Origin of the sequence: Sporichthya polymorpha DSM 43042 (assembly GCF_000384115.1) — a bacterium.
Classification (GTDB): Bacteria; Actinomycetota; Actinomycetes; order Sporichthyales; family Sporichthyaceae; genus Sporichthya; species Sporichthya polymorpha.
On record NZ_KB913029.1, the window covers coordinates 2,715,744 to 2,727,192 of the forward strand.

The 11,449-nt window shown below is 71.5% G+C and carries 8 protein-coding genes and 1 pseudogene; 5 read left to right on the forward strand and 4 right to left on the reverse strand.

Annotated features, from left to right (window positions below):
• Window positions 1-104: 104 nt before the first annotated feature.
• Together SPOPO_RS29470 and SPOPO_RS0113335 are read left to right on the forward strand one after the other, a co-directional pair.
• On the forward strand, window positions 105-2,483 hold the full coding sequence (locus tag SPOPO_RS29470; protein ID WP_033385029.1) for a phosphoketolase: 2,379 nt from the start codon (window positions 105-107) through the stop codon (window positions 2,481-2,483).
• On the forward strand, window positions 2,480-3,574 hold the full coding sequence (locus SPOPO_RS0113335; protein WP_019875314.1) for an acetate/propionate family kinase: 1,095 nt from the start codon (window positions 2,480-2,482) through the stop codon (window positions 3,572-3,574). Before SPOPO_RS29470 ends, SPOPO_RS0113335 begins: the two co-directional genes overlap by 4 nt.
• Before the next feature lie 5 nt (window positions 3,575-3,579).
• On the opposite strand, the gene SPOPO_RS0113340 is transcribed toward SPOPO_RS0113335, so the two are convergent.
• Genes SPOPO_RS0113340 through SPOPO_RS0113350 form a run of 3 tightly spaced genes read right to left on the reverse strand, consistent with a single transcriptional unit; the run spans window position 3,580 to window position 7,381 of the window.
• On the reverse strand, window positions 3,580-4,815 hold the full coding sequence (locus tag SPOPO_RS0113340; RefSeq protein WP_028984753.1) for an acetyl-CoA hydrolase/transferase family protein: 1,236 nt from the start codon (window positions 4,813-4,815) through the stop codon (window positions 3,580-3,582).
• 38 nt (window positions 4,816-4,853) lie between these two features.
• Window positions 4,854-6,383: an aldehyde dehydrogenase family protein gene (locus tag SPOPO_RS0113345; RefSeq protein ID WP_019875317.1), complete on the reverse strand. Its 1,530-nt coding sequence runs from the start codon at window positions 6,381-6,383 to the stop codon at window positions 4,854-4,856.
• Window positions 6,380-7,381 carry a DUF2889 domain-containing protein gene (locus tag SPOPO_RS0113350; RefSeq protein WP_019875318.1) on the reverse strand — a complete coding sequence of 334 codons (1,002 nt, stop codon included), beginning with the start codon at window positions 7,379-7,381 and terminating at the stop codon, window positions 6,380-6,382. Before SPOPO_RS0113350 ends, SPOPO_RS0113345 begins: the two co-directional genes overlap by 4 nt.
• A gap of 30 nt (window positions 7,382-7,411) precedes the next feature.
• Between SPOPO_RS0113350 and SPOPO_RS29475 the strand changes: the two genes are divergently transcribed.
• The 3 genes and pseudogenes from SPOPO_RS29475 to SPOPO_RS0113365 all read left to right on the forward strand — a co-directional run bounded on the left by SPOPO_RS29475 (window position 7,412) and on the right by SPOPO_RS0113365 (window position 9,978).
• On the forward strand, window positions 7,412-8,338 hold the full coding sequence (locus SPOPO_RS29475; protein ID WP_019875319.1) for a TIGR03621 family F420-dependent LLM class oxidoreductase: 927 nt from the start codon (window positions 7,412-7,414) through the stop codon (window positions 8,336-8,338).
• 51 nt (window positions 8,339-8,389) lie between these two features.
• Window positions 8,390-9,235, forward strand: a pseudogene (locus SPOPO_RS32010) (mycofactocin-coupled SDR family oxidoreductase).
• A 98-nt stretch (window positions 9,236-9,333) separates the two neighbouring features.
• On the forward strand, window positions 9,334-9,978 hold the full coding sequence (locus tag SPOPO_RS0113365; RefSeq protein ID WP_156869869.1) for a TetR/AcrR family transcriptional regulator: 645 nt from the start codon (window positions 9,334-9,336) through the stop codon (window positions 9,976-9,978).
• A 494-nt stretch (window positions 9,979-10,472) separates the two neighbouring features.
• Here the strand turns inward: SPOPO_RS0113365 and SPOPO_RS0113370 are convergent, their stop codons facing one another.
• Window positions 10,473-11,330 carry a LuxR C-terminal-related transcriptional regulator gene (locus tag SPOPO_RS0113370; RefSeq protein ID WP_033385031.1) on the reverse strand — a complete coding sequence of 286 codons (858 nt, stop codon included), beginning with the start codon at window positions 11,328-11,330 and terminating at the stop codon, window positions 10,473-10,475.
• Window positions 11,331-11,449: the final 119 nt, after the last annotated feature.

Here is an 11,449-nt window from a genome sequence, read left to right on the forward strand (position 1 = left end):
TTGCTCCGTGAACCGCGGACCCAGGGACGAACGACTCGAAAGACCCGGGCCGACCGTCGGTGTCGCGTCGGGACCGGGTTGAAAGTGATCGTTCTCCGGGCAGGATGAGCCCCGTGGCGACAACGACGGTGAGCGACGAGGACCTGGACCGGATCGACGCCTACTGGCGGGCGGCGAACTACCTGTCGGTGGGGCAGATCTATCTGCTCGACAACCCATTGCTGCGAGAACCGCTGGCGCCCGAACACATCAAGCCGCGCCTGCTCGGGCACTGGGGGACGACACCCGGGCTGAACCTGCTCTACGCGCACCTCAACCGGGTGATTCGCGAGCGGGACCTCGACGCGATCTTCGTGACGGGCCCCGGGCACGGCGGTCCGGCGCTGGTGGCCAACGCCTACCTCGAGGGCACGTACTCCGAGGTGCATCCCGCGGTCAGCCAGGACGTCGACGGCCTGCGCCGGCTGTTCCGGCAGTTCTCGTTCCCCGGTGGCATCCCGAGCCACGTCGCGCCGGAGGTGCCGGGCTCGATCCACGAGGGTGGCGAGCTCGGCTACGCGCTCGTGCACGCCTTCGGGGCCGCGTTCGACAACCCGGACCTGCTGGTCGCCTGCGTCGTCGGCGACGGCGAGGCCGAGACCGGCCCGCTCGCGGCGAGCTGGCACTCGAACAAGTTCCTCAACCCCGCGCGCGACGGTGCCGTGCTGCCGATCCTGCACCTGAACGGGTACAAGATCGCCGCCCCGACCGTGCTGGCCCGGCTGCCCGAGTCCGAGCTCGAGGCGCTGTTCGTCGGCCACGGGTACCGGCCGTACGTCGTCGCCGGCGACGACCCCGCGACGGTCCACCGCGAGCTCGCGCTGACGCTGGAGACGGTCTGTGACGAGATCGCCGAGATCCAGCGCCGCGCGCGGACCGGCGGCGACCGCACCCGGCCGAAATGGCCGATGATTATCCTCCGGACGCCGAAGGGCTGGACCGGCCCGGGCGAGGTCGACGGCCGCCGGGTCGAGGGGACCTGGCGCTCGCACCAGGTTCCGCTGGCCGAGACTCGGTCCGACGAGGGTCACCGCGCGCTGCTGGAGCAGTGGCTGCGGTCCTACCGGCCGGAGGAACTGTTCGACGAGACCGGCGCCCTGCGCCCGGAGCTCCGCGCGGTCGCCCCGACGGGAACGCGGCGGATGAGCGCGAACCCCGTCGCCAACGGCGGTCTGCTCCTGAAGGATCTGGCGATCCCCGACTTCCGCTCCTACGCGGTGAAGGTCTCCGCGCCGGGGGAGTCGTTCAGCGAGCCGACGCGCGTCCTCGGTGGCCTGATCCGCGACGTGATGGCCGCGAACCCGACGAACTTCCGGATGACCAGCCCCGACGAGACCGCGTCCAACCGCCTGGCGGCGGCGTTCGAGGTCACCGACCGCACCTGGCTCGCCGAGACCATCGACGGTGACGACCACCTCTCACCCGACGGCCGGGTGATGGAGGTGCTCTCGGAGCACCTGTGCCAGGGCTGGCTCGAGGGTTACCTGCTGACCGGCCGGCACGGGCTGTTCAACTGCTACGAGGCGTTCATTCACATCGTCGACTCGATGTTCAACCAGCACGCGAAGTGGCTGAAGGTGACCCGGGACATCCCGTGGCGGCAGCCGATCGCGTCGCTGAACTATCTGCTCTCCAGCCACGTCTGGCGACAGGACCACAACGGCTTCTCCCACCAGGACCCGGGCTTCATCGACCACGTGGTGAACAAGAAGGCCGACGTCATCCGCGTGTACCTGCCGCCGGACGCGAACTGCCTGCTCTCGGTGATGGATCACTGCCTGCGCAGCCGCAACTACGTGAACGTCGTGGTGTCCGGCAAGCAGCCGACGCCCGACTGGCTCGACCTGGAGTCGGCGATCGAACACTGCACCCGCGGCATCGGCGTGTGGGAGTGGGCGAGCGTGGGCGCCGACGACCCCGAGGTCGTCCTCGGCTGCGCCGGTGACGTGCCGACGCTCGAGGTGGTGGCGGCCGCCACGCTGCTGCGCAAGCACGTGCCGGACCTGCGGGTGCGGGTCGTCAACGTCGTCGACCTGATGCGGTTGCAGGACGAGCACTCGCACCCGCACGGACTGTCGTCCCGGGACTTCGACGCCCTGTTCACCACCGACAAGCCCGTCATCTTCGCCTACCACGGCTACCCGTGGCTGATTCACCGGCTGACGTACCGTCAGACGAACCACGACAACTTCCACGTCCGCGGCTACGTCGAGGAGGGCACCACCACGACGCCGTTCGACATGGTCATGCTGAACGATCTCGACCGGTTCCAGCTCGTCGTCGACGTGATCGACCGCGTGCCGCGCCTGGCGGAGAGCTCCGGAGTGCTGCGGCAGCACATGCTCGACCAGCGCATCCGCGCCCGGGCCTGGACGCGGGACCACGGGGAGGACCTCCCGGCCGTGCGCAGCTGGCAGGTCCCGGACGACGACGCCACCTCGTGACCGCGCGCGTTCTCGTCGTCAACCCCGGCTCCTCCAGCCTGAAGTTGCGGGTGCTCGCCGGGGCCGAGGTGGTGGCCACGGCCGACCTCAATGCGATCGGCGACCTCGACATCGACGTCCTGCGCGGCCTGGTGGCGACGGGGGAGATCGACGCCGTCGGGGTCCGGGTCGTCCATGGCGGCGAGCGGTACGTCCAGCCGACGGTGGTGGACGCACAGGTCGAAGCGGGCCTCGCCGAGCTGACCAGCCTGGCGCCGCTGCACCAGCCGCAGTCGCTGGCGGCGATCGCGATCGTCCGGCAGTTGCTGCCTGCCACCCCGATGGTCGCCTGCTTCGACACCGCGTTCCACGCGACGATGCCGGCCGCGGCGTCGGTGTACCCGATCCCGCTCGAGTGGCGGGAGAAGTGGGGACTGCGCCGCTACGGCTTCCATGGCCTGTCGTTCACCTACGCCGCGGAACAGGCGCCGCGGGTGGCCGGCCGGTCGCCGGCGGAGTGCCGCAGCGTGATCTGTCACCTCGGGGCGGGCGCCTCGCTGTGCGCCGTGCGGGACGGCCGGTCCGTCGACACCACGATGGGCTTCACCCCGCTCGACGGTTTGGTGATGGCGACCCGGTGCGGTGCGCTGGACCCGGGACTGTTGCTCTGGCTCCAGGAGAACGGACACCTGACGGAGCGTGAGATCGCCGGAGCCCTGGAGCACCGTTCGGGACTTCTCGCCCTCGCCGGCACCGCGGACCTGCGCGAGATCTTCGCCGGCGAGGCTGCGGGCGACGAGCGTTGCCGCGTCGCCGTCGAGATCTACGTCCACCGTCTCGTCGGCGGGATCGCGGCGATGGCCGCCGCCCTCGGCGGGCTGGACGTCCTCGCGTTCACCGCCGGGGTGGGGGAGAACAGCGCCGACCTGCGTGCCCGCGTCGCGGAGCGTCTCGCGTTCCTCGGCGTCGCCCTCGACGCCGATCGCAACGCCGATGTCCGTGGGGACGTCGACATCTCGGCCGGGGACGCGGCGGTGCGGACCGTCGTCGTCCGGGCCCGCGAGGATCTCGTGATCGCCGACGGCGTCCGCGCGGCGCTCGGGCTCGCCTGACCGATTCAGGGCACGCGTAGACCCAGGGTGCGGCCGGACTCGCGCAACCACTCACGGGCGTCGGGGTGCGCCGCGTGCTCGATGATGTGCCGGGCCTGGTCGTTCGCGTCGTGGCCCCAGATCGCGGCGGAACCCTGCTCGGTGACGATGAAGCTGTGCTGGAACGACGTGACCGAACCCTCCAGCCGCGGCACGATCGTGGACCGGTCGGCTTTGGGGTGCCAGGACGGCAGCGCGATCACGGCACGTCCGCCCGGTGAGTGCAGGGCGCCGACGACGAAGTCGGTCTGACCGCCGAAGCCGGAGTAGATCTCTCCGCGCACTCGACTGGCGTTGGCCTGTCCGTAGAGGTCGACCTCGAGGGCGCCGTTGACGGAGACCAGCGCGGGATGGGAAGCGATCACTCCGGGGTCGTTGGTCTTCTCCGTCCGCAGCAGCACGACGCGGGGGTTGCGGTCCACCCACGCGTAGAGCTCCGGGCTGCCGAACACGAAGGACGCGGTCACGGTTCGGGTGTCGTCGAGGGCACCGGCTTCGTGCAGGCGCAGCACGCCGTCGCTGAACATCTCCGACCACACCGCGAGCCCGCGCCGCGTGAGGAGCGCGCCGAGCACGGCATCCGGAATCGCGCCGATCCCCAGCTGCAGCGTGGCACCGTCGGGAATCAGGCGGGCGACCCGTCCACCGATCGTCCGCGAGGTGTCCGCGACCGGACGCGGGACGGGCGAGCCGAGCGGTTCCTCGGCCTCCAGGACGTAATCGATCTCGTCGCAGGCGAGGACGCCGTCGCCGAACACGTACGGCATGTGAGGGTTCACCTGGGCGACGACGAGTGCGCCGCGCGCCCGGGCCGCCTCGACGGCGGCGGGAAGAATGTTCACCTCCGTGCCCATCGAGACCGTCCCGTCTCGCGGCGTCGAGCAGTGCAGCACGACGAGGTCGGGGGCCAGGTTCTGCTTGAGCAGGAGCGGGACGAGGGAGAGTCGCGACGGGAAGTACCGCAGCCGCGGGCTCCGCCGCATCCCGGCGCCGACGAACGGCGTCTCGAGGTCGACGCCGTTCCGGTCGGGCAGGCCGGGCTGCGCGTTCAGCACGAACAACCGGTAGCGGGCCAACGCCTTGTCCACCAAGCCCAGCAGCGTCCGCGGCGTCGCGAAGTTCCCGCTGGCGACCACACGCGGACACTCGACCGGCAGTCCGCCGAGGATGGACGTCAACTGCTGCTCGGACACGACCCGCATGAGACCCATCTTCCCCGCAGGGGAGGGCGGTGAAGCTACTACCGGCCACGCAGTCCGAGGCGGCGGCGCCAGTCACCCGCGGCCATCATGCGCATGGCGCGGGCCTGCATCACGGCCTTGCGCTTGGAGATCGGGAACCAGTAGACCTCGGACTTCATCGCAACGCGCTCTGAGATCTGGGCCTGGGGGCGGCAGAACTTCAGGACCGCGTTGGAGCCGCCGAGGCGGGTGCCGATGCCCGATTCCTTCCAACCGCCCATGGGGAGGGTCAGCTGGAACAGGTTGCTCAGCACGTTGTTCATGTTGACCGCGCCGGCCTGGAGCTGGTCGGCCACGCGCTGGGCGCGGTCGGGGTTCGAGCTGAACACGCTGGCCGAGAGGCCGTAGGGCGAGTCGTTCGCGAGGCGGACGGCCTCGTCCTCGTTCGCGACCTTCATGATCGGCAGCGTCGGGCCGAAGGTCTCGTGGCGCATGCAGTCCATCGAGTGGTTGACGTCGGCGAGGACGGTGGGCTCGAAGAACTGGCCCGACGACCGGCGCTGGCCGCCGGTGGTGATGCGGGCGCCCTTGGCCTTCGCGTCCTCGACGTGGGTCTCGATGATCTGAAGCTGGTCCTCGGTCGCGATCGCGCCGATCTCGGTGGCGAACTCGCCGGGGGAGTCCATGCCGACGCGGATGCCGGCGACCTTCTCGGTCACCCTGCGGACGAACTCGTCGTAGATGGGTGCCTCGACGTACACGCGCTCGACGGAGATGCAGGCCTGACCCGCATTCAGGAAACCGCCCCACGCGGCGGCGGAGGTCGCGCGGTCGAGGTCGGCATCCGCGAGGACGATCATCGCGTCCTTGCCGCCGAGCTCGAGGCTGCACGGGATCAGACGCTCGCCGCAGCGGGCCGCGATGCGCTTCCCGGTGCGCGCGGAGCCGGTGAACATGACCATGTCGACGGCGTCGACGACCGCGGCGCCGGTCTCACCCGCGCCGGTGACGACCTCGAGCACCTGCGGGGCGCCGAGATCCTCGCGCCAGCCGCGCACGACCTCGATCCACGACAGCGGCGTGAACTCCGACGGCTTGGTGAGCACGGTCGTGCCGGCGAGCAGGGCGCCGACCACGTCGAGCAGCGGGTTGCCGATCGGGCCGTTCCACGGGGTGATCAGGCCGACGACCGGGTACGGCCGGTAGACGACGCGCATCTTCTTCGTCGCGCCGGCGGGGCTGTGCGGCGAGACCTTGCGCGGGGCGAGGAACTCGGGGCCGTTCTTCGTCAGGTAGGTGATGATGTCGACGCCGAGGGCCGTCTCCATCGACGCGTCCGCCCAGCTCTTGCCGGTCTCGGACTGCACGAGCTCGCCGAGGCGCCGCTCGTTGTCGAGCAGCCAGTCGCGCCAGTCGCGCAGGTGTTTGCCGCGCGCCTCCGGCCCGAGCGCCTCCCACGCGGGCTGGGCCTCGCGCAGCCTCGCGGCGACGGCGGCGACCTCGTCGCGCGTCTGGTTCGCGACGGTGCCGACGATCCGGCCGTCGGCCGGGCAGCGCACCTCGATCAAGGCGGGAGCGGTGGTGGTCATCGAACCTCCTGGTCGAGAGCCGCGGCGAGGAGCGGAACCGCGTCGAGCCCGCGGAACGTGTCGTTGAGATGGGTGCAGCCGGCGACGCCGCTCAGGCGCGTCCGGACGGGGGTCTCCAGGTTGCCCAGCGTCGCGCCGAGCAGGTGTTCCCCGGAATCGGTGACGGAATTGCAGTCGTCCCACGGCAGCGTGTGGGCGTCGACCTGCACGGCCCTGATCTCGAAACTGGCGCCGTCGGCGCGGGCCGCCAGCGAGTACTCGTGCACGACCTCGGGCTCGCCCTCCACGGGCAGCCACACGTCGCGGAAGTGCGCGTCGATCACGAGGTCGTCGCCCTCGCGCCGGACGTCGAAGCGCCGGCTGCGGCGGGTGAAATCCGCGCGCGGAGTGTCGGTGACGTGCCAGGCCCAGGGGTCGTCCGGGCGGGAGATGTCGGTGGGCGAGGGGCCCGTGGGCTTGGGGAAGCGGCCGGCGTTGATGTCGACCTCCTGCGTCCCGCCGGCGGACCACCCGCGACAGACATTGAGCAGGAAAAGCAGTTCCTTCGGCTGGTACGGATACACGCCGGCCTCGACGACCGGGATGCCGGCGCCGAGGAACGCACCGGGGAAGTCGTCGAGGATCCGGTGGGTCAGGCCGTTCCGCCCGTCGGCCGGGATCAGCGGGTGAAGCGCCCGCCGCCAGCCCGCGGGCACCGCCGCCCCGACGAGGGCGTCGTAACCGGCGGGCTTGCGCACCTCGGCGACCACGCCGTGGAGCGGGGCGAGGACGACCTCGACCTCCGCGGTCGCGAGCACGCGCGGCTCGCCCGCGGCCGGGGTGAACAGGTCGCGGCCCGAGCCGAGCACGGTGGTCGGACCGGCCGGGCCGTCGAAGCGGAAGGAGTCGATCCAGATCGTTCGGCGCACGGAGTCCGGCGCCCGGTCCGGCGTCCGCGCACGCTGGTCGTGCACCCCGTGCCGCGGGTGCAGGCGACGAGTCTGCGCAATCTCGACCACGATTTACCTTAACCCAATAGGTTGAGTCGTGTGAGCGTCTCTCCTCGCCCCTTCCGCTTCGGCGTGATCAGCCTGGGTAACTACGCCCGGCCCGCCTGGGAGGACCTCGCGCGCCGTCTGGAGGCGACCGGTTTCGACGTTCTGCACGTCCCGCAGCACTTCTCGCTGCCGATCGCGCCGGCGATCCCGGCGCTGGCGCTCGCGGCCGGGGTGACCTCGACCCTGACGCTGAGCACCCTCGTGCTCGACAACGAGGTGACGCACCCCACGGTCGTCGCGCGGGACGCGTCCTGGCTGGCCACGATGTCGGACGGCCGGTTCGAGCTCGGCCTCGGTGCCGGCTGGCTGCCCGCGGACCACGAGGTGATCGACGCGCCCTGGCGCACGGGCGCCGAGCGGGTCGACCGGCTCGAGGAGTCGCTCGCGATCCTGCGCGCGTACGGCGACGGTCCGCTCGACTTCGCCGGGAAGCACTACACGGTCCGCAGCCTCGCGAACGTCCCCGTCCCGCATGCCCATCGGATCCCGTTGCTGCTCGGCGCCGGCGGCCCGCGCATGCTCCGCCTCGCCGCGGAGCACGCCGACATCGTCGGGATCACCCCGCGCATCCGCTCCGGCCGCGTCGACCGGGCCGCCGCGCGGTCGATGACCCTCGACGCGGTGCTCGACCGCATCGAGGTCCTGCGCGAGGCCGCCGGGTCCCGCTTCGCCGAACTCGAACTCCATCTGACGCTGACCGCCGCGATCGACGCCGCCGACACCGCGCGCCTGGAGCGGACCGCCGACGCGTTCGGCACCACCGTCGACGGTCTCCGGGACGTCCCGACCGTCCTCGTCGGCGACCCCGCCGACATGGCGGACCAGCTCCTGGCCCTCCGGGAGCGGAGCGGAATCTCCTACCTCTCCGCCTTCGAGGACGTCGCCCGCCGCCTCGAGCCGGTCCTGAACCTGCTCTGACGCACCACACCGCACCCCGCCACCAACCCCGCCAACGAAGGAGAAACAGCAATGGGCAAGCTCGACGGCAAGGTCGCCTTCATCACCGGCGCCGCCCGCGGCCAGGGCCGGTCGCACGCGATCCGCCTTGCGGAGGAGGGTGCGTCGATCGTCGCCCTCGACATCTGCGAGCAGATCCCGACGGTCTTCTACCCGATGGCCACGAAGCAGGACCTCGACGAGACGGTCTCGATGGTCGAGGACGTCGACGGCCGCATCCTCCCCGTCGTCGCCGACGTGCGCGATCGCGCCGCGGTCAAGGCCGCCTACGACGCGGGTGTCGCCGAGTTCGGGCAGATCGACATCGTCGTCGCCAACGCCGGGATCATGCCGGTGATCAACGAGGGCGAGCAGCTGTAGGCCTGGACCGACGGCATCGAGACCCTGCTGACCGGCGTCTGGAACACCATGGACGCGGCCGTGCCGGACATGATTGCCCGTCAGAGCGGCTCGATCATCATCACGAGCTCCAGCGCGGGCCTGACCGGCATCGGCCTCAACACCTCGCCGGGGCAGGCGGCGTACGTCGCCGCGAAGCACGGCGTCGTCGGCCTGATGCGCCTCTACGCCTCGCAGCTCGCGAAGTACAACATCCGCGTCAACACGATCCACCCCACCGGGGTGAACACGCCGATGGTGGCGAACGAGCAGTACGGCGCGTTCGTCATGGCCAACCTCGAGGTGGCCGCCAGCCCGCTGTATCAGAACCCGATGCCGGTCGACCTGATCGAGCCCGTCGACATCAGCAACGCGATCGTCTACCTCGCGTCCGACGACGGTCGCTACGTCACCGGCCACACGATGGTGGTCGACGCCGGCTACATCAACCGCGGCGTGCCGCGGACGCCCCCGGCCTGACGACGCGCGCGGCCGGTCGCCGGGATCGGGCGGCCGGCCGCCTCCGGGCTAACATCCCCGGCAAGGAAGGACTGTCGGCGGCGGCATCGGGAGGACGAGTGGCACGGCCTTCGTCGCCGATGATCTCGCGTGAGCTCGCGATCAAGACGACGCTGGAGCTGATCGACGAGGAGGGCTACGACGGCTTCTCGCTGTCGAAGCTCGCGCGCCGGATGGGTGTACGCACGCCCTCGCTCTACTACTACTTCGAGAACCGCGACGACGTCCTGCAGGAAGCGGCCCGCGAGCTGCTCAAGGAGGCGCCGGTCCCGCCGTACCCCGCGGACGGGGACTGGCAGCAGTGGTTCGTCGACCTCTGCGTCGAGACGTACCGGCTGATCCTGCGCCACCCCCGCGCCGCCGGGCTGGTCTTCGCGTACTTCCCGAACACCGTCATCGTCCCGTCGCACGAACGCGGCGCGCAGCTGCTGACCGAGGCCGGCGTCCCGGTCGAGGACCAGTGGCCGGTCATGCGCGGCATGGAGAAGCTGATCTTCGGTCTCGCGTTCGGCGACGCCCAGGCCGAGGTCAGCGGCCGCCCGAGCGCCCCCAACGGCGGCCAGCGCGAGCAGTTCCCCTCGTTCAGCGCCGCCGTCGACGCGAGCCCCACCGGCGAGGAGCTGATGGTCCGCGCCCTCCGCCTCTACCTCAGCGGCGTCGCCACCGCCGCCGGCTCCACCCCGTCCAAGCCTCGCAAGCGCTGACGCCCTCCGTCCCGCCCCGCCTCGCCGCTTCCCCCGCCACAAGGCAGCCTCCCTCGCCCGGTCCCGGGAGGGAAGCGGGGTTCTGCCGAGGGAAGTGGTGCCCGGGCGTCAGCTTCACCGGCTGAACCCCTGCTTCACCAGCCACGCAGGGCCGGTGAAGCAGGGCTCAGCTGGTGAAGCCGCACCGGCGCGCCGCCCGCTCGCGCGTCGCACCGCCTGCTCGCGCGTCGCACCGCCTGCTCGCGCGTCGCACCGCTTCCCTCGCTCCGTCGCGCACTTCCCTCGCCGCAACGCGGCCTCCCTCGCCGGATCGCGCGAGGGAAGGGGGTTCCGCCGAGGGAAGTGGCCGGGCGGGGACGGCTTCACTCGCTGGGAACAGGCTTTACTCGCCCGACCTGGCGAGTGAGGGCCGGCCCCGGCGAGTGAAGCGCAGAGGCCCCGGCGAGTGAAGCGCAGAGGCCCCGGCGAGTGAAACGCAGAGGCCCCGGCGGGATCTAGGGCAGCAGGCCCAGCCGCCGGGCGTTGGCGACGGCTTCGACGCGGTTGCCGGCGTCGAGCTTGCGGGAGGCGGTCTGGAGATAGGACTTCGTGGTCGCCTCGGTGAGGCCGAGGCGGTCGGCGACCACGGCGTTGCTGGCCCCGGTGGCGACCTGGATCAGGACGTCGCGCTCACGGCGCGTCAGGCGGACCGGCGGGGGAGCGGCCGGGTCGGGCGACATCGCGTGGGCGATGCGGGTCAGCAGGGCGTCAACGCGGTCCCGCTGGGCGGCGGGGACGTCGTCGCGGAGCAGCATCAGCTCGGCGTGGGCGTCGCGCAGGCACTGGTCGCGACGGCCGGGGTCGGCACTCGCGCCGGGGACGAGCTCGGCCAGGCGCCGGTCGACCTCCGCGGAGACGCGGGCGTCGGTCTCCAGACGCCGGGTCACGTCGACGACGCGGTCGAGGACGCGGTCGCCCACCGCCATCGCCTTGCGCATGCTCGCGTACAGCACGCCCTCGAGGCCGCCCGGCAGCGAGAACGGCACTGCGACCATCGCGCGCAACCCCTCGGCGCGCACGGGCTCGTCGTAGTGGTGGGTGATGCCCTTCGCGGTCCAGTAGTCCGCGACCCACACCGGCCGGGAGAGCGCGAGCGCCTTGCCGCCGAGGCCCTGGCCCTTGCGGACGTCGAGGAACTTCAGCCCGTCGGAGCGGACGCCCACCAGCGTCGTGAGCGTCATCTGCGGACCGCCGTCGCAGATCCCGCCGGCGGCGATGTCGGTGCCCGCCGCCGCGCGCAGCGCGGTGACGTAGGGCGCGAGGTCGAGCGGTGCGGCCGGACCGGGGACGTCGGAAGGCATCCGCGTGTACATCCCGCGCATTCTGCCCGAGGGAACCCGACAAATGGAGGGGTTGGGCCGGGTTTGCCCTGGTAAGCGGGCTTTGCACGGTGCACCATGAGGCCACGGCGTCCGGCCAGAGGTCAGCCCCC